Source organism: Gimesia panareensis (assembly GCF_007748155.1).
Lineage (GTDB): Bacteria > Planctomycetota > Planctomycetia > Planctomycetales > Planctomycetaceae > Gimesia > Gimesia panareensis.
Window position 1 is genome coordinate 6,391,500 of record NZ_CP037421.1, and the last position, 18,106, is coordinate 6,409,605.

The 18,106-nt window shown below is 53.8% G+C and carries 14 protein-coding genes; 7 read left to right on the plus strand and 7 right to left on the minus strand.

The window, feature by feature from the left end; genetic code table 11:
- Positions 1–102: 102 nt before the first annotated feature.
- Entirely contained in the window at positions 103–1,080 is a 978-nt protein-coding gene (locus Enr10x_RS23955) for a threonine ammonia-lyase (protein ID WP_145451596.1), read from the minus strand.
- Positions 1,081–1,447: 367 nt separating this feature from the next.
- Between Enr10x_RS23955 and Enr10x_RS23960 the strand changes: the two genes are divergently transcribed.
- Together Enr10x_RS23960 and Enr10x_RS23965 are read left to right on the plus strand one after the other, a co-directional pair.
- Positions 1,448–3,880, plus strand: a complete 2,433-nt coding sequence (locus Enr10x_RS23960) for a PSD1 and planctomycete cytochrome C domain-containing protein (protein WP_145451597.1) — start codon at positions 1,448–1,450, stop codon at positions 3,878–3,880.
- A gap of 4 nt (positions 3,881–3,884) precedes the next feature.
- Entirely contained in the window at positions 3,885–5,330 is a 1,446-nt protein-coding gene (locus Enr10x_RS23965; RefSeq protein ID WP_145451598.1) for a DUF1501 domain-containing protein, read from the plus strand.
- Positions 5,331–5,415: 85 nt separating this feature from the next.
- Here the strand turns inward: Enr10x_RS23965 and purB are convergent, their stop codons facing one another.
- Both purB and Enr10x_RS23975 read right to left on the minus strand, forming a co-directional pair.
- Entirely contained in the window at positions 5,416–6,846 is a 1,431-nt protein-coding gene (gene purB / locus Enr10x_RS23970; RefSeq protein WP_145451599.1) for an adenylosuccinate lyase, read from the minus strand.
- 92 nt (positions 6,847–6,938) lie between these two features.
- Positions 6,939–7,619 carry a metal-dependent transcriptional regulator gene (locus Enr10x_RS23975; RefSeq protein WP_145451600.1) on the minus strand — a complete coding sequence of 227 codons (681 nt, stop codon included), beginning with the start codon at positions 7,617–7,619 and terminating at the stop codon, positions 6,939–6,941.
- Positions 7,620–8,014: 395 nt separating this feature from the next.
- Between Enr10x_RS23975 and Enr10x_RS23980 the strand changes: the two genes are divergently transcribed.
- The gene (locus Enr10x_RS23980) at positions 8,015–9,817 is read left to right on the plus strand and encodes a hypothetical protein (RefSeq protein WP_145451601.1); all 1,803 of its coding nucleotides are present in this window, start codon (positions 8,015–8,017) and stop codon (positions 9,815–9,817) included.
- Entirely contained in the window at positions 9,814–10,836 is a 1,023-nt protein-coding gene (locus tag Enr10x_RS23985; protein WP_145451602.1) for a disk-shape morphogenesis protein volactin, read from the plus strand. Before Enr10x_RS23980 ends, Enr10x_RS23985 begins: the two co-directional genes overlap by 4 nt.
- A 12-nt stretch (positions 10,837–10,848) precedes the next feature.
- On the opposite strand, the gene Enr10x_RS23990 is transcribed toward Enr10x_RS23985, so the two are convergent.
- Positions 10,849–12,039, minus strand: a complete 1,191-nt coding sequence (locus tag Enr10x_RS23990; protein WP_145451603.1) for a DUF1570 domain-containing protein — start codon at positions 12,037–12,039, stop codon at positions 10,849–10,851.
- Between the two features lie 292 nt (positions 12,040–12,331).
- On the opposite strand from Enr10x_RS23990, the gene Enr10x_RS23995 reads away from it, so the two are divergent.
- On the plus strand, positions 12,332–13,690 hold the full coding sequence (locus Enr10x_RS23995; RefSeq protein WP_145451604.1) for a hypothetical protein: 1,359 nt from the start codon (positions 12,332–12,334) through the stop codon (positions 13,688–13,690).
- A gap of 26 nt (positions 13,691–13,716) precedes the next feature.
- Here the strand turns inward: Enr10x_RS23995 and Enr10x_RS24000 are convergent, their stop codons facing one another.
- From Enr10x_RS24000 to Enr10x_RS24010, 3 genes are all read right to left on the minus strand, one after another.
- Entirely contained in the window at positions 13,717–14,193 is a 477-nt protein-coding gene (locus Enr10x_RS24000; RefSeq protein ID WP_145451605.1) for a SufE family protein, read from the minus strand.
- Positions 14,194–14,293: 100 nt separating this feature from the next.
- Positions 14,294–15,376 (minus strand): Mrp/NBP35 family ATP-binding protein, encoded by a 1,083-nt coding sequence (locus Enr10x_RS24005; protein ID WP_145113712.1) that lies wholly within the window; start codon positions 15,374–15,376, stop codon positions 14,294–14,296.
- Between the two features lie 76 nt (positions 15,377–15,452).
- Positions 15,453–15,905, minus strand: a complete 453-nt coding sequence (locus Enr10x_RS24010; protein ID WP_145113714.1) for a hypothetical protein — start codon at positions 15,903–15,905, stop codon at positions 15,453–15,455.
- A 1,356-nt stretch (positions 15,906–17,261) separates the two neighbouring features.
- Here Enr10x_RS24010 and Enr10x_RS24020 point away from each other — a divergent pair.
- Together Enr10x_RS24020 and Enr10x_RS24025 are read left to right on the plus strand one after the other, a co-directional pair.
- The gene (locus Enr10x_RS24020; protein WP_145113717.1) at positions 17,262–17,597 is read left to right on the plus strand and encodes a hypothetical protein; all 336 of its coding nucleotides are present in this window, start codon (positions 17,262–17,264) and stop codon (positions 17,595–17,597) included.
- Positions 17,598–17,797: 200 nt separating this feature from the next.
- On the plus strand, positions 17,798–18,088 hold the full coding sequence (locus tag Enr10x_RS24025; protein WP_145113719.1) for a DUF427 domain-containing protein: 291 nt from the start codon (positions 17,798–17,800) through the stop codon (positions 18,086–18,088).
- Positions 18,089–18,106 lie beyond the last annotated feature (18 nt).

Genomic DNA, 18,106 nt, shown 5'->3' on the forward strand with positions numbered 1-18,106 from the left:
AACAACTACCGTGAGGGAATTCCAATCCAACGCTGCGGGGATTTGTCAGGCGTGGATTAATTAAATGAGTTTTAGTTTTAGAGGCGCGGTCAAGAAGGACGCTCATGCGGATTGTGCGGAGCCGAGCCGCAATATCTCCGGTAGTTCAGCGAGGTTCAGGTTGCCACCACTCAACACCGCCACAACTTTTTTGCCGGCGAATCGATCTTTGTGTTTCAGCACTGCAGCCAGCGCCGCAGCCCCGGCGCCTTCGGCGAGGTTGTGTGTCTCTTTGAGAATATGGTAAGCGGCCAGTCGCATTTCATCTTCTCCAACCAGCAGAAAATCATCGACGACGGACTGCATGATCTGCCGGGTCAGCTCTGCTCCCGCACGGGTCGCAACGCCTTCGGCCCAGGTCTGTGCGGTCTCGGTCGTCTGCGGGGAGCCTGCTTTCCAGGAGAGTTGATTCGCCGGAGCCTGCTCTGCCTGGACGGCGATGACTTCGGTTTTTGGGCTGAGATGTTTCGCCACGATGCCGGTACCACAGACACCACTGCCCATACCGACCGGCACGATGACGACATCCGGGTCAGGCAGTGATTCGAAGATTTCCAGTCCTTGCGTGCCGACGCCGGCGATCAGCTTCGGCTCATTGGCGGAGTGCACATAGCGTCGTTTGCCGTCGACCAGCTCGGTTTCCAGATAATGTTTGGCTTCATTGAAGTCTTCGCCCGCCTCGATGATTTCGGCTCCCAGCAGGCGAATGGCGCGGACTTTATCCGGGTTATTATTTCGGGGAACGACGATGGTACATTGGACCCCAAACCGGCGGGCCGCGAAGGCCAGCGACTGACCATGATTGCCGGTCGAACAACCCATGATACCCCCTGCACGTTCCTCTTCCGAAAGCGTGCTGACCAGGTTGATACCGCCACGGACTTTAAAAGCGCCGACCGGCTGATGGTTTTCGTGTTTCAGAAAAAAACGGGTCCCGGTCAACTCACACAATCCAGGCCATTCATAAAGAGGAGTGGGGGCTAACACCTGTCGCACACGGGGGAGGGCTTCCTGAATATCCTGAAACGTCGGAGCTTGCATCGTCTGAACCTGGTCTGAATCTGATTGTGGGAGTGAGCAACATTGGAATGACACGGTCGATCCTTTGAAGTTCGTGAGATCTCACGTGAATGTCAAGTTTTGCTGACCGGGTTTTCAGCAGCAAAGCCCAGAACCCTTGTTGCAGGTGCCCGAAGCGACTGATATGATACAGCATGGCCAGAGGGGAATTCCCTGTTTGTCCACTATGTACCTACCTGCCGGACGTCGTTTGTCAGGCTACCGTTAACTCGATTCGTTACGGACCGGTATCACCAAACCAGTTTCCCACGCGTTTGATGTGCCAGGTAAACCGGGCCCGCTTCCATCCCGGCACTTCTCTCGTGTTCCCAACTGAGGGCGAATTACCATGTTTCGAGTCTTGCGCTGTTTTCCAGGCATCACTCTGCTGGCATTGCTGACGCTCCCCGTTCAGGCGGATGCCGGCCCCCCCAAGGTCAGTTTCAATCGCGACATCCGGCCGATCCTGTCCCGGAACTGTTTCCACTGCCACGGTCCCGACGCCAAACATCGTGAAGCCGACCTGCGGCTCGATCTGGAAGCCGGTCTGAAATCCAGTTCCGAATCTGCGATCATCCATCCCGGCCAGCCGGAGCAAAGTCCGCTGTTCGAGCGAATCTCGAGCAAAGATGCGGATCTGGTGATGCCGCCTGCCGACTCAGGTAAAAAGCTGACGGCCGAAGAAATCAAACTGTTTCGACAATGGATCGTGGAAGGAGCAGAGTGGTCGCAACACTGGGCGTATGTCAAACCGCATGCCAACCCGGTTCCCCAGGTGAAAGACAAAAAGTGGCCTGTGAACTGGATCGACAATTTCGTTCTTGCCCGTTTGGAAGAACAGGGACTGCAACCCTCACCCGAGGCGGATAAAATCACTCTCTTCCGCCGTTTGAGTTTTGATCTGACAGGGCTCCCCCCCACGCGGGAAGAAGTTCAGGCCTTTGTGAATGATGCGAGCCCTGCTGCATATGAGAAACAGGTGGACCGGCTGCTGGCCTCTCCTCATTACGGCGAACGGATGGCGATGTACTGGCTGGACCTGGTCCGCTTTGCGGATACGGTCGGCTATCACGGCGACCAGGATCATCACATTTCCCCCTACCGGGATTATGTAATCGAAGCCTTCAATCGAAACCTGCCCTTCGATCAGTTTACCCGCGAGCAGCTGGCCGGCGATCTGCTGCCCAAGCCCACGCTCCAGCAGACCATCGCCACTGGCTACAACCGGGTCCTGCAGACCTCGCATGAAGGGGGCGTACAGCGCAAAGAGTATCTGGCGATTTACGCCGCCGATCGCATTCGTAACTTTTCGGGTGTCTGGATGGGAGCCACCATGGGCTGCTGCCAGTGCCACGATCACAAATACGATCCCTATACCGCGAAAGATTTTTACTCGATGGTCGCGTTCTTCGCGGATATCGATGAAGACCAGCACTTGAGACGGGGATCCGATCGCATTCCCACGATCCGCGAACCGGAAATCTTTCTGTATTCCGACGAGGAAAAACAGAAGATTGCCAAACTCGACGCCAGAATCAAAACAATCCAACAGAAGTTGAAAGCCATTTCCAGACCGGAGATTCAGAAACAGTCACCGGAGGAGAAAGAGCAGAAACTCAAGGAAATGGTCGAGTTGAACAAACAACTGGGTCCCCTCAAAAAAGAACGGGAGGCCATCGATCGCGGTGCAGTCAAAACCATGATCACGGTTTCGATCAAACCTCGCGAGATTCGCATTCTGCCTCGCGGGAACTGGCTGGACGAAAGCGGCCCGGTGGTACAACCCGCGATCCCGGAATTTATGGGAAAGATCAAAACGAATCACGATCGTCCCACGCGACTGGATCTGGCAAACTGGCTCTCTGCTGAAGAAGGGTACGGCCCCTTGATGGCCCGCGTGATGGCGAACCGGTTCTGGTACCTGTTCTTCGGACGTGGTATCGCGCCGGTGCTGGACGATTTCGGCGGACAGGGCGGGCCTCCCCATTATCCGGAACTGCTGGATCAGCTGGCGATCAAGTTTTTCCAGGATGAGTGGGACATGAAACAGCTGGTGAAGTTCATCGTCATGAGCCGCACCTATCGGCAGTCGTCGCTGGAAACGCCCGACCAACGCAAGGCAGATCCCTTCAATCAGCGACTCGATCGCCAGGCTCGGTTCCGCCTGCCAGCAGAAATGATCCGCGATAACGCACTGGCCGTCAGCGGTCTTTTGGTCACCGACATTGGTGGTCCCAGTGTGAAGCCTTATCAACCTGCCGGCTACTATCGGCATTTGAATTTTCCGAAACGAAAATACGTCTCCGACAAGGATCAACGACAATGGCGACGCGGGGTCTACATGCACTGGCAGCGGCAGTTCCTGCATCCGATGCTCAAAGCGTTCGATGCCCCCAGCCGCGAAGAATGTACGGCACAGCGTCCCCGTTCGAACACGCCGATCGCGGCGATGACGCTGCTCAATGACCCGACCTTCATTGAAGCCGCCCGCGTCTTTGCCGCACATGTCATCGAAAAGGGAGGCGCTTCGGACCGGGCCAGAATCAATTACGCCTTCTCCCAGGCCACCTCACGAGAGCCGGAGGCATACGAGGTGGAGGTCATCCAGGGTCTGCTCAATTCAAACCGGAGTGCCTTCGCTGCCCGGACCAAAGATGCGCAGGCCCTGACCCGCACGGGACTCGCTGCATCGCAGCCGGACCTGGAGGCTGTCGAACTGGCAGCCTGGACGGAAGTCACACGTGCCCTGCTCAACCTGAATGAAGTGGTGACGAGGAATTAAAAACATGCTCAACTGGAATCACCTGCAAACGCATTTGAACCGTCGCACCTTTCTGGCGAGTTCCGGAGTCGGTCTGGGATCGGCTGCACTGGGGTCGCTGCTCACCCGTGATGGCCTGGCCGCCACATCGAAAGCCGGTCCCTCTGCCCATGGGGGCCAGCCCGGTCTGCCGCATTTCGCGCCGAAGGCGAAGCGGGTGATCTTCCTCTGCATGGCGGGCGGTCCGACACACCTGGAGACGTTCGACTATAAACCCAAGCTGGCGGAAATGGATGGCAAACCGTTTCCCGAAAGCTACACCAAGGGTCAGCCGATCGCCCAGTTGCAGGGGAAAGAGCTGAAGTGCCAGGGACCGCTGACAAAATTCCGCAAGTACGGCGAGAACGGGCAGGAGATCAGTGACTTTCTGCCCTGGACCGCCAAGATCGCTGATGACATCTGCATCGTCCGCTCGATGGTCACCGAACAGATCAACCACGATCCCGCGCACACCTTTATGAATACCGGCACCGCCATCAGCGGTCGCCCTTCGATGGGTTCGTGGGTCACTTACGGACTGGGGAGCGAGACGGAAGAACTGCCCGGCTTTGTCGTCCTGACCAGTGTGGGGGGACGGAACCCGCAGCCGATCGCGTCCCGCCAGTGGGGCACGGGTTTCCTTCCGAGTCGTTACCAGGGAGTGCAGTTCAACTCGACCGGCGATCCGGTGAACTACCTCAAGAATCCCGCTGGGATCACGGATCCGCAACAGAAAGAGCTGATCGATGCCGTCCGCAAACTGGATCGCTTCCGCAACCAGCGGGTTTCCAATCCGGAGATCGATACCCGCATCGCCGCCTATGAAATGGCATTTCGGATGCAGACGTCCGTTCCGGAACTGATGGATCTGTCTGACGAATCGAAAGAGACGCTGGAAATGTATGGTGCCGAACCGGGTTCCGGTACCTACGCAACGAACTGCCTGCTGGCTCGGCGGCTGGCGGAGCGCGGATCCCGCTTTATTCATCTGTACCACCGCGGCTGGGACCATCACGGGGGGCTGGTCCGTTATATGAATACCTGCTGTGGGCTGACCGACAAACCGACCTGGGCTCTGATCAATGACCTCAAACAGCGGGGAATGCTGGATGAAACCCTCGTGATCTGGGGAGGGGAATTCGGCAGAACACCGATGTTTCAGGGTAAAGGAGGTGCCGGCCGGGACCACCATATTAAGGGTTTTTCCATGTGGATGGCCGGAGGAGGCATAAAAGGTGGAATTTCTTATGGTCAAACTGACGAACTGGGCTATAATTCAGTAGAGAACATTGTACACGTGCGAGATTTGCATGCAACAATGCTACATCTGTTGGGAATTGACCATCAACGATTCAGTGTTGAGTTCCAGGGTCTGGATACCAGGCTCACAGGTGTCGAAGAAGCACGCGTCATTCAAGAAGTACTGACGTAGCAAGGCACTACTATAGTCCCTGAGGCGCCCCGCTGGTTTCGATCAGCGGGGCGTCTTTATTTTTACAGGGGTCAGATTCGAACAATCAGACCTTCAGATCTTCTACGGTCTGTCCCAAATCCGTCTGGTACCGTTGCCGCACGGGATCGACAATTTCCGCCACGAAGGCATCGACCTGTTCGGGTGCCCGACCGATGTATTTGCGGGCATCCAGGGCACTCGCCAGATCACAGCCGGCAAAGGCGGGATCTTTCTGCAGGCGTTCGATGAGATCATTTTTGCCGCCGTGCACTTTCACCTCGGCTCCCGCGTTCTGACTGTGAACGCGAATCCGTTCGTGCAGATCCTGACGATCGCCGCCCGCTTCCACGCCGGCCATCAGAAATTCTTCTGTTGCCATGAAGGGAAGTTCTTCATTGAGGTGTTTCTCAATCACCTTCGGATAGACGACCATACCATCCACGATGTTGCGATACAGAATCAGCACGGCATCGATGGCCAGGAAGGATTGAGGTAGTGAGAGTCTACGGTTGGCACTGTCATCCAGTGTGCGCTCCATCCATTGAGTGGCTGCAGTATCTTCCGCATTGGCAGTCAGGCTGATGGCGAAGCGGGCCAGCGAACACATCCGTTCGGAACGCATCGGATTGCGTTTGTAAGCCATCGCAGACGAGCCGATTTGATGTTTTTCAAACGGCTCTTCCAGTTCTTTCCGGTTCTGCAGAATTCGAACATCGTTCCCGGCCTTGTGGGCCGACTGTCCGATGCCGCTCAGAGCAGAGAGCACCTGGGCGTCGACTTTTCGCGAATAGGTCTGACCGGTCACAGCATAGCGGTCTTTGAAACCCATCTTTTCAGTCACACGACGATCCAGCTCGTCGACTTTGGCGTGATCACCTTTGAACAACTGCAGGAACGTGGCCTGGGTGCCGGTGGTACCTTTGACGCCCCGGAAGCGGAGTTTTTCGATTCGATGTTCGATCTCTTCCAGATCAAGAATCAGATCGTAACACCAGAGCGTCGCCCGTTTACCAACTGTGGTTGGCTGTGCCGGCTGGAGGTGGGTGAATCCCAGGCAGGGAAGATCCCGATACTCGGCGGCAAACTTTGCCAGCTGATCGATGACGGCCACAAGCCGCTTGCGTGTCTGTTCCAGACTTTCGCGGATCATGATCAGTTCGCTGTTGTCGGTGACAAAGCAACTGGTAGCGCCCAGGTGAATAATCGAGAGTGCATCCGGGCAGCGTTCCCCATACGTGTGTACGTGTGCCATCACATCGTGTCGGCGTTTTTTTTCTTCTTTGGCTGCGAATTCAAAATCGATATCATCAACGGCTGCCCGGAGTGACTCAACCTGCTCCGCTGTGACGGGCAATCCCATTTCGTGTTGTGATTCGGCCAGGGCCACCCACAACCGCCGCCAGGTGGAATGCTTCTTCTGAGCCGACCAGATCTGGCTCATTTCCTGAGAGGCGTAACGACTGATTAACGGGTTTTCGTAGGTAAGGTGACTCAATTTCTCTTCTTTCTTCAGCAGTGTGAACCGGCTTCAGTAATCTGTACCAGTGATCCACTCAGTTTCTGTTAGCACCAGCAGGCTTAATCAGCTTAAGCCGCTTCCATAGGAACGACTTTGACGTTCTCGGCAACATGGACTCCCATGGAGAGCGTCTGTCCGTTCCACTCCGAGACAACGATACCTGCCTCGCTATTTTTCTCTTTGACCACTCCCTGCGATCCCAGCTGTAAACCGGAGCGGGAGAGAAAACGTAAAAACTCGGTTTCCTGATCGGTAACCTGGACAATCTTCACGTGTGTACCAGGAGGACACGCCGCCAGGGTCGTGAGGTTCGGGTAGGCCCGTCGCATGCGTCCGTCAATCGACGGGATGGGATCGCCGTGCGGATCGGTTTCCGGAAAACCGAGATGTTCATCGATCTTATCGACGAGAAAATCGCTGACCGCGTGCTCCATGTTTTCCGCTTCCGCATGGATCTGATCCCAGGTCAGATCCAGTGTCTGAAACAGGAACAGTTCGATCAGGCGATGTCGTCTGAGAACACGAATCGCGGTATGCTTGCCCTCTTCCGTCAGGCTCGCCCCTTCATAGGGACGGTATTCAACCAGCTTGGACTGCTTGAGTGTTTTCAGCATGCTGGTGACCGTTCCCGGGGCGACATCCATATAACGGGCCAGTTCCCCGGTGCTGATCCAGTCCGAACCGGACTGAAGACTGATCTGCAGGATCGCTTTCAGGTAATTCTCGACTGTTAAACTAGTTACGTTCATCAACAGACAGGTCCCATCAAACCAGCAAGCCCCTGGAAAAGAGCGTGAATGAGCACAAAGTCCGAAACCAGGAGCCAGGGATCTGAATTTCGTTTTTCTCAGAAGTTTATCGTAGCAATATCAGATTTGACTTGGAATCAATAGCAGTCACGAAATTGTCGGCATTTTGAGATCGTACAGTCTGCAGCCGAACTCTTTGAACTGAATCAAGTTACTGACACATCAACACTTACTTGAATTTGAACGGGAGCAACTGTTTAGCGGTATTTCCGTGAAATCAGAGATTTGAGTAATGCCTGATGTTAGTTTATGCCGATTTTAATGATTGTACGGATTTCTCGATTCATTTCTGACCCGTGTCGTCTGACTCTCAAATTGACAGTAAGGATCGCCGGATGGACCGCTGGCAAAAGGTTTGTATCGCAGCGCTAGTGCTCGCTCTGATTTCAGGAGCCAGCAATCTCGCCTGTGCGCAGACTGTATTTCGCAATCTGGAATTAACAGAGTCCCCCGCACAGCAGAAAGCCGTCATCGGGCTGTTAGGTGAATTCAACTACTGTGCCGCCTACGAAGTGGTCGGGCCTCACCTGAGCCTGAACTCGGTCATCGCCGGTGCCGGTGGGATGACACCGCAGGCATCCGGCCTGATTCGCATCGTGCGAGGAGGTCGCCTCAGCCAGGAAGTATTCTATTCGCCCGAGACGGATTTACCCCTGATGCCTGGCGATGTGCTGATTGCGGTGAAGTCTTCGGCGAATTTAATCAATGCCAATGGCACCTCTGCCACTGCCCCGTCGGCTGCTTCTGCCAATCTGGTTCAGATTGCCATTTTGAATTTACGGGACTACCCGGTTGTGTTTGGTGTGCCTGCTGAAATCGCCGATCTGGCCAGCATTCTGCGTTGTCTGCGACAGCCGGTCGAACAGTATGCCGAGATGGCTGAGACAATCAAAATTATCCCTCCCGACCGACGCCGTTCGCAGGCACAATTCAAAACCAGAAAACTGACCACCCGTTTTGAATCGGGTACGGTCATCGTGTTGAGCGCACCGCAAAAGATGAATCTCTCACTGGTGCCGCATTCACTGCCGGGACCACGTGCATTAAACCAGTCTGCCTCCCCTGAATCTCGTTTCCATCGGCAGGTCTCTGCACCTTCTTCCTTTTCGGCAAACGATTCCCGTTTCCGTAATGCGACCCCGGTGAAGCAGGAAGCATCGATTCCTCCCCGGCAGGTCACTCATCCAGAACGGGAGACGGACACGGCTGAAGAGACTGAAGAAAAACCGAAACAGAAGTCTCTGCAGCTGAACGGTCCGCTGTTACAGCAGACCTCAGCGACATTAGCGGCCATTCCGAACCCCCTGGGTTCAGAACCCGCGGAAGAACATTCGCATGCTGACAAGCATGCCACATCGGAAGATCATCAGGCCTTTGCAGCTTCTTCAGTCCCGGAAATGGAACTGGGAGAAGCTCCTGCCGCCCCGAAGGATGATGTGAAGACTCTGACTGATGACGAACTGCCCAAAACCGAATACAACTACGAAGACGAGGAAGCCGGCTTCTGGCCACCGGGAACCGGATTGCTCCTGCTGGCAGCAGTGGCATTCGTCCTCTGGAGATATGTGCGTAAAAAACCGATCCTGTTCTCAGGCAAAGCTCAGCAGTCTGACCGCGATCTGGAGACACCGGCACAACACAAGGTTTCCTCTGAGCAGGCAGCCATCATCACCAGATGGGAGGAACTCCCTCCGCTGCCGGAGAAATCACTCCTGGAGCAGATTCTGGAAAAACAGATCCCGGTGATTGATGAAACTCCTCAGATTCCGACACAGACTTTTATCTACGGTCGTCATCAGAGCAGGAAAGGGCGTGTGGACCAGGCAGAAACGCTGAAAGGTCCCCATTTTCTGAAACAGAAAGAGCCGGATTCCAAAGTGGCAGCAGGTCATGATGCTGCAACGCCTGTCGTTCCGGAGCCTGTACGCAAACCCGAGGACAAAAAACTGAAGGCCCCGACATTCCGTTTTGATCGCTCGCATCCCGGGAACTCGAACAAGACCGACTCACCTGCAGCGGCTCCCAAACCTCACGCGGGCGCTGCGGGGAAGACCACAGCTGGCTCTGATCAGAAAACGGAACAGGGGGGCATCCTCGATCGGGTACTCCAGGCAGTGCAGGGAGTGATGCCCAGATGAGTAGTGCATTACTGATCGGTTCGACCTGTCTGAGAACGTTACAGAATAACGAGCAGTTTAAACTGACGCGGCGTTCCATCGAAACGGCTTACGCTGTCATGGACGATACCAACGAGAACCGCCAGTTGCTGCAACGGATCTCCGTGCCATTCCTGTTCTCGGAAGACACTTTGATCATTCCCGGCGAACACGCAGGACAGCTATCACGATTTTCCAACCTGGAACTGCTGCCTCTGTTTGCGCAGGGGGAACTCGTATTGAATGATCCTGTTCATCGGCAGTTGCTTTCCACATTGATCCAGTCGGTACTGCCTCGATCCAGAACGACCGGGGAATACTGTGCCTTTATCACGCCAGGTACGACTCCCGCGTCTGCATCATCCAGGCTGGTGTCCCAACTGGTTGCCCTGCAGGGTTATAAACCCTTTGCAACCACCATTACTCTGGCAGCCGGACTTTCTTCACTGCCGTCAGACTCACGCTTCTCAGGGTACGTCGTGTACCTGGGTCATTCGCACTCTGAAATCGGCCTGATTCACCAGAGCCGTGTGGTCGCACGACAGATGACGCCTTACGGCAGCGAATGGATGGACGAGCAACTGGCTCATGCCTGCAAACTGTTTGTCAAAGATGCGGAAGGAGAATCGATTCCGGATCTGGCAGGAGCCCGTGAGAAACGTCTTGGTCCGGAAGTCAATCTCAGCCCGTACCTTTCCAGTCCCTCTATGATCTCGGGCTGGTATGACAGCCTGCTCGACAGTCTGCTGGATCAGTTTGCCTCTCAGCTGGAATCCCTGCAGGCTTACACGTCTACGCTGGCGACCCTGCCGGTGATTTACCTGGGAGAACTCGCGACCGTCACCGGCGTGGGAGAATTACTGGCACAGCATTTGAGCAGCCGTGAGATTCTGTTTGATCCTCAACAGGTCACCTGTATCCCGGATGCTGCTGACGCCATTATCCGGGGTAGTCTGGTAATTGCCGCCATGGAAGAGGAATCCTCTGTCCGAGCTGCTTGAGCGAGCATAAAGCTAGGGGCGACTCTGCTGGATCAGGCTCTGTGCCAGCTGATCCATAAACTTGAGATAATCGACTTCCATTGCACGCAGACTTGTTTGAAACGCTTTTTGAAAATCCCGTTCGCGCTCTTCCGCTGTATAGGGCTGCAGGGGGTCGCGACGGGCGATCTGTTTCAGGTAGCGTGCATAGCGGGCCGGCTGTGTTTCCACGAGGAAAAATGTCAGTGCCCAGGATTCAGCATAGGCATCCAGCGTCGCGGACTTAAACAGATTGTCTTCACGGATGAAGGTCCGCAGCGAATCCTGTTTTCGACGGCTGCGGGCATAATTCATGAACCAGATCAACCGGTCACGGTTAATGCGGGAGGTCGAATCAGCCTTGCCCCCTGTATGTGACCGGAGTTCATCTGACTCAAATGTCGTCGCCAGGCCTTCCACGACCCAGCGGGGATTATCTCCAATCCGGGAATGCAGGCCCGTATTAAAAGCGACCTGGTGCGTCGCCTCATGAATCATCGTATCACGCAGCGCCTCCGTCAGGCTCTTACCACTGTTGGAGATTCGGGAGAACGTAATTTGCATGCCATCCTGAAGAGGCTCGGCTTCGCTTACTGTAGCACCAGCGTTCTGATCGAACAGGGCGGTCCGATTGGTATAGGGATGATAATATCCGAGCAGCCCCTGACCGGCGCGAACTCCATCTTTGCGGCAGTATTCGAAGAACTGTTTCTGATCCGGAAAGATGACTGCCACCATCATGAATTCGGGATTCTTCACATGGAAACCGCGCAGGGCGAAATAGTGGCTGAAAGATTGATACAGGTCTTCAAATACCGTGGCGTATGCCCTGGCCTTGCCCCGCGGTGCACAAACCAGGTAATGCCGTGTTGTGGTGACTTCAAACAGAGGACCAAATTCATCCTGTAACTGTCGCCGCATCTGGTTGAGAGACCGTTTTTGAAATTCCGGTGCGACTCTCCGATAGGAGGTCACTTTGTTTAAGGGAACTTCCGAAAGCATGCCTGACTGGTCAATCATCCAACTCACATCATCATTATGCACGAGTGATTTGCCGGTGAAGATCTGATCGCCGGTTTTGAGTTCGATCAGTGAGGGAGGCTTGGCGCAAACGGGTAACGCCATCAGACAAAGGAGGCTGACTCCTCTCAGACAGAACAGGATCGGTCGCAGGGAGGTTGACATTATCGAGGCCTTAAGTCAGACGACAGGCTGGCAGGGGAGTGACGAAGTACGTCCTGTTGAAAGTATAAACTCCGTTCTGCAGGCAGGCTGATAAAAATCAACACGAGCGGGTCCGAGATCAAAATCACTGTAAAACTTCAAGGAACGTACCGGTTCTACCTGATGCTCTGGCTGGCGAACTTTGCCTTTCGGGATTCTCCTGCACTGGACAATGGTTACAATAGAGACAGAGAAGATGAAGCAGACTCTGAAACGATTCCTCTTTTATTAAACCTCAACAGGAAGACAGCACGTGTTACGGACCCGCCTGACCGCCGGATTGTTCCTGCTCGCTCTGCAGTGTCTGTCGATCGAAGCACTGTCAGCTCAGCCCGCTACAGACAGGCCAGCAGAACAGAAAACGATTTCAGCGCAGGTCATGCAACTGATTCGACAGCTGGATGATAACCAGCGAATGGTCCGTCAGCGGGCGGAGCTCGAACTGGTAGAACTGGGAAAACCGGTACTTTCGTTACTGCCGGCACCGGAGCTCATCTCCAGTCAATCCGTGCGCGAGGCGTTGCAACGGGTCCGCCTGCAGATCGAAAAACGCGCCGCCCGGGATTCGATCAAGGCCTCCCGCATCAATCTGCAGGGCCGCTTTTCATTGCAACAGGTTTTGCAGGCAATCGCCCGGCAGACTGAGAACCAGCTGGACTGGACGCAGCTGACCGAATCTCAACTCAAGCAAAATATCGAAGTTCAGTTTGTCGAGACGCCATTCTGGAAAGTCATTGATGAGATGACCGTCAAGCTGCCACTCACTTACCGGATTAATGGTCCCCGGGACCAACTGCAATTCCAACTGCGTTCTGATTCCACAACTGAAACCGCAAAAGTGCAGGAACCCGTCTGTTATAACGGGCCTTTTCGGATTTCGATTGATCACCTGCAGTGCCGTCCCCTGGCGGGCAGTGAAGATCAGGAACTGCTGCGAATTACGTTTTTAATTCAGGTGGAACCCCGTTTACGACCACTCTTTCTGAGCTACGCTGCCCGCAAACTGAAAGCGGAGGGAGCGAAAGGAACTATTCTGCCTCCTTATAACCCCGGTGCCAAATATGAGCTTCCGCTGGGAGAGGGGGGTAAAAATCTGAAGTTCACGATGCAGTGGATCCTGAAGAGCGGTCAGCGTCCCAAAACAATTCAGGTGCACGGAAACCTGGAAATGGAACTGGCTGCAGAAACGCTGCCGATTAAGTTTCGGGATCTGTTCCATTCACAGGGAGCCATCCGGCGGCGGGGAAATGTGTCAGTGGAACTGGTGGAAGCCGAACGGAACGAACAGCCCGACAGTCAGAATCTGACCGTACGGATCGCGTTAAGCTATGATTATGGAGGCCCCGCATTCGAATCGCATCGGACCTGGATTTACCATAACCGGGCCTACCTGCAAGATGTCCAGGGGAAAAAATTCTGGCTCGATGGATCCTCACAGACGACACTGGAGAGCACCGGCAAAATTGGCGTGCTGTATCGCTTCACCGGGCTGCCCGGCTCCGCGAATCCCGATCAGTTTACTTATCTGGCACCGACGCTGATCACCGCCGCGCCCATTGAGCTTTCGTTTGAGAAGCTGGAACTGCCCGAGCCGAAGCAGGCTGCGCCTTAAACCAGACTGTCATCCGTGCTGAAATATCATTGATTTTCTGCGAGCAGTCGTGCTTTCTGCTGAACGCGTTCGACCATGCCCATCAGTCCGTTTTTCCGCTGGGTGCTGAGATACTTATCCAACTGCAACTGGGAGAAATAATCTTTGACGTCGATCTTGAGCACTTCATCCGGCGTTTTATTCTGGTAAATCGCCAGGAGCACAGCGATCAGACCTTTGACGATCAGGGCATCGCTGTCAGCCGTGATCTGTAGAATCTGACGCCCGTCGGACTCCTGCAGCTCGGTCGTTAACCAGACCATACTCTGGCAGCCATGCACACGGTTGGCTTCTGTTTTATCCGTATCGGGCATGGGGGGCAGTTCAAAACCGAGATCGATCAGAAAGTCACAGCGTTCCTCCCAGTCGCTCAGAAATTCAAACTCCTGCAGCAGTTCGTCAATGGTGATCATATTCTCATTCATATCGGTGTTTTGTACGCTTGAATTCTGTCGGGTTGACATCGGAATCCATTCTCTCGGTCACTCTGTACTATATATAACGTGCTGACAAAGCTGATCAGTGTCGATGTGTCTGACCTCAAACTGTTACTTGTCATTCTACTCACAAAATTTCCAGTGCCGGCTCTGTCGGGTTTTCGAGCAGGGTGCGGGCAATTTCGATGGCGGTCGTTTCAGCGACCTTGAGCAGAGGGGCCGTCGACGCCAGGTCTTCAGTCAACAGCTGGGAAACCTGACCCGCATCCGATTTTTCCCGGATCTCCGCATTCATGGGAATTTCTCCCAGGAAGGGAATCTGTAATTCTTCTCCCCGGGCTTTCGCGCCCCCCTGTCCGAAAATTTCTCCCGACATATTTTCCACAATTCCCAGAACCGGAATTTTGACCTGTCGGAACATCTGCACTGCTTTGACGGCATCGAGCAGTGCCACCTGCTGCGGAGTACAGACCACCACTGCCCCCGCGAGCTCCAGCAACTGTGACAAAGTCAGGGAGACATCACCGGTTCCCGGCGGCATATCGATGATCAGATAGTCGAGTTCTCCCCACTCCGTATCCTGCAGAAACTGGGTGATGGCCTTGTGCAGCATCGGGCCCCTCCAGATCACAGCCTGTTCGGGCTCGACAAAGAAGGCCATCGACATGACTTTCAAACCATCCGCTTCCACGGGGATGATCCGCGTGAGTGTCTGCCCGTCGCGCCCCTGGAATTCCTGGGCCATTGGTTTTTCGCTGGTCCCCACCAGATGGGGAATACTGGGTCCGTAGACGTCTGCATCCACCAGTCCCACGCGCGCACCAAACTGTTTGAGACCAAAAGCCAGGCTGGCGGCGACCGTGCTTTTACCCACGCCCCCCTTACCGGCACCAACGGCGATCACATTCTTCACCTTCAGTCCCAGCCGCGCTCCCGACTGTTTCCCTTTTATATTAATGGAATACTCAACTTCCACGGCCGAGCAGTCCGGAAACGCTTTCTGGATGGCATCGCGAATTGACTCGGTCAGCTCTGACTGCAGCGGATAGGAAGGCACAGGCAGTTCAATCTGGACAGACACCTGTCCGCCATCGCCTGGTTTGATCGACTTCAGCAGGCCACTTTTTGCCAGAGGTTTATGAAAAACGGGATCCTGCAGATCGTTCAGACAATTTTGCAGATTTGCTTCAGTGAATTCAGAATTCGACATCGGTTGAGTTTACTTTCCAATAACTTATAAGCTTCTTTCGGGGAGGGGATCAGGACCTTTCAGTTCAGGAATCCCGTCACGCCCCCTGCTCACCCTTTGGTTCTTCTGGATGAGGCGTGGTAAAACAGGTCGTCAGCAGGTGAGTTTGCCGTTTTTGCGGGTCAGGTACCAGTTGCCAGCGACAAATTTTTGCGATTCGTTCCGGCTCCAGTTCTCCACTCTGTATATGAAATACTCCTAATTCACGTAAGGCCCACTCCAGATTTTGTAAGGGATCCGGCGAAAAGACCATCACCGGGAACCGGGAGTGTGCCCCCTGGTATCTCTGTAAAAACTGTAAACAGACCGTTTTACCCGCACTGAAATCAAGGATGGCCAGCAGGGAGTCGGAATTTTCCTGCGTCGCCTGCTGGAATAGAGCCTGCTCTGAGGAAAACCCTGTGATCGACCACTCAGTCTGACCTTCAAACTGCCAGCGCAGTTCTGAAACGATATGTGTCCGCTCTTCCAGAACAAACACGTTTTTCATGAGATTCCTACTCCGGCCAGAAAACTGCACAAATCGTCACACAACAGTTCGCATTCCTTCTCTGCTTCAATCGTATACAGGGGCGCGATGAATACAACTCATATCCAGTGACCAGAACGGCATCGCTGACTGTTTTTTCTTGATTCCTGGCCGATCTGACAGACAACCCATCGCCAGCAGAACGCCAGTACACCTGTCTGTTTTGTGTCTCTCTGTGGTAGAGACCAGGCCTTTCGGAGCCAGTGGCCGTCATAATCGATACAGGTACCCCTTCAGGACCCACTTTGGAGGTCAGGACCACAATTTTATGTTTATTCAAGAACTCTTCGGAGGATCTGGCCGAAAAAATATGCAGGTTTACCTTTTTAATTACGTGAGGCTATGGACTCCGAGGTTGATTAGAAAACCTCATCTGAATCAACCGAGACTGAGTACCTCACGACCGTCCACGAAGCGAATCCTTGGAGATTGCCTAAATGAAATTGTTAAGTTACGTTGCCGCCCTGGCGGTTGTTTGTTGTGCTGGTGTATCCGCTGAAGCCGCTGGCTTCCTGGGTAAAGGATGTTGTGCTCCTGCTCCTACTTGCTGTGCCCCAGCTCCTAAGAAATGCTGTGCCCCCAAGCCGACCTGCTGTGCTCCGGCTCCCAAGTGCTGTGCTCCTGCTCCTAAGACCTGCTGTGCTCCTGCACCGAAGGCCTGCTGTGCACCTGCACCAAAAAGCTGCTGTGCTCCCGCACCGAAGTCTTGCTGTGCACCTGCTCCTAAGTCCTGCTGCAACACCTGCGACAGCTGCTGCGGTCACCGCAAACTGTTCAAAGGTAGCTTCCTGCGTGGTTGCAAAGACCGTTGCGGAAAACTGTTCAACCGTTGCAAAGATCGTTGCTGCAAAGTCAAAGTTCGTTGCTGCAAAGTTAAGAAGTCTTGCTGTGCTCCAGCTCCTACCTGCTGTGCACCAGCTCCCAAGCCGACTTGCTGTGCTCCGTCACCCAAGTCTTGCTGCAACTAATCAGATTTGAAAGTAACCGCAGTCCCCGCACTAAGGGATTGGTTAATCAGGTCCGAAGGGCAGCTTCAATAATCGTGAATGTCAAGTCCGAGGGAATCATTTCCCTCGGACGGACTTCACAACCACGAGCGTCCTTCAACAATCGAATCTGAATTGAACTGCGATAAAAAATTGAAAAATGGTGTCTCTCATATTGAGAAACATCATTTTTTTTTGCGCGCTGCCCCCAAAAAATACCTGCAGCGCGCATCCTTTCAATTTCCAGGTTTAGCCGGTAGACTCCGGTGAGAGTCTTTTCTTTTGTAAGTTTTGATATGTTATTACAGGATCAGTTCGACAGCGTGTTTGTATGAAAGTCGCCGATTTACTGGAACGTTTTCAATGGAAAAAAATCCCGGATACCCAGGGGCGTTTTACGCTGCCTCAAAGCCAGGCCCAGCTCTCGGTCGAGGATTTAATCGGGACAGACGAGGTCGAAATCAAACAGCATCCCTCTGCGCATCCAGAGGAAGTGATTCATATTGTTGAACTTGAGGATGGTGGCCTGATCTCCTATCAGCGTCAGAACGGGACGTTTCTCCATACCCTCAATTCCGAGAATATGTTCAAACGCAAGCAATGGGAATTGGGAATTATCTCTTTCAGCCCGCGGCAGATGCCTCCTGAAGCATCAGACAGCTTCTGAAATCATCACACCAAAATCTCTCCCGGGATCAAACTCGGGCGCCTCCGGAAAACAGATCCCGGCCCTCAGAAAAAATTTTTCAAAATTTTGATAGTATTCCCGGTCAACTTGACTAGGATTTATGTGGGCAACCTCACTGAAGTACCATTCTCATTTCGTTAATCAGTCCATTGTTATTACTTAACGATGAGGAGTTCGGTGTGCCAAAAGCGATTTGGAATGAGGCGGTCCTGGTGGAATCCGATGACACGGTCATGGTGGATGGGGACGTTTATTTTCCCCTGGAGTCGGTGAATGCACTCTTTCTCAAAAAGAGCACTTCCACCTCAACCAGCCCCCATAAGGGGAAAGCATTCTTTTACGATGTGGTCGTCGAAGACAAAGTCAATCGGGACGCAGCGTGGTACTATCTGAACCCGGAAAAAGAATACGGACAGCTCAAAAACCGAATTGCATTCTGGAAAGGGGTCGAGCTCAAAAACGACACCTGAAGAGTTCCCGCTTTCCTT

Coding starts and splice junctions, on each gene's coding strand:
- Enr10x_RS23955 (WP_145451596.1), bottom strand. CDS start 1,080: ATGCAAGCTCCGACGTTTCAGGATATTCAGGAAGCCCTCCCCCGTGTG.
- Enr10x_RS23960 (WP_145451597.1), top strand. CDS start 1,448: ATGTTTCGAGTCTTGCGCTGTTTTCCAGGCATCACTCTGCTGGCATTG.
- Enr10x_RS23965 (WP_145451598.1), top strand. CDS start 3,885: ATGCTCAACTGGAATCACCTGCAAACGCATTTGAACCGTCGCACCTTT.
- Enr10x_RS23975 (WP_145451600.1), bottom strand. CDS start 7,619: ATGAACGTAACTAGTTTAACAGTCGAGAATTACCTGAAAGCGATCCTG.
- Enr10x_RS23980 (WP_145451601.1), top strand. CDS start 8,015: ATGGACCGCTGGCAAAAGGTTTGTATCGCAGCGCTAGTGCTCGCTCTG.
- Enr10x_RS23985 (WP_145451602.1), top strand. CDS start 9,814: ATGAGTAGTGCATTACTGATCGGTTCGACCTGTCTGAGAACGTTACAG.
- Enr10x_RS23990 (WP_145451603.1), bottom strand. CDS start 12,039: ATGTCAACCTCCCTGCGACCGATCCTGTTCTGTCTGAGAGGAGTCAGC.
- Enr10x_RS24000 (WP_145451605.1), bottom strand. CDS start 14,193: ATGTCAACCCGACAGAATTCAAGCGTACAAAACACCGATATGAATGAG.
- Enr10x_RS24005 (WP_145113712.1), bottom strand. CDS start 15,376: ATGTCGAATTCTGAATTCACTGAAGCAAATCTGCAAAATTGTCTGAAC.
- Enr10x_RS24010 (WP_145113714.1), bottom strand. CDS start 15,905: ATGAAAAACGTGTTTGTTCTGGAAGAGCGGACACATATCGTTTCAGAA.
- Enr10x_RS24020 (WP_145113717.1), top strand. CDS start 17,262: ATGAAAGTCGCCGATTTACTGGAACGTTTTCAATGGAAAAAAATCCCG.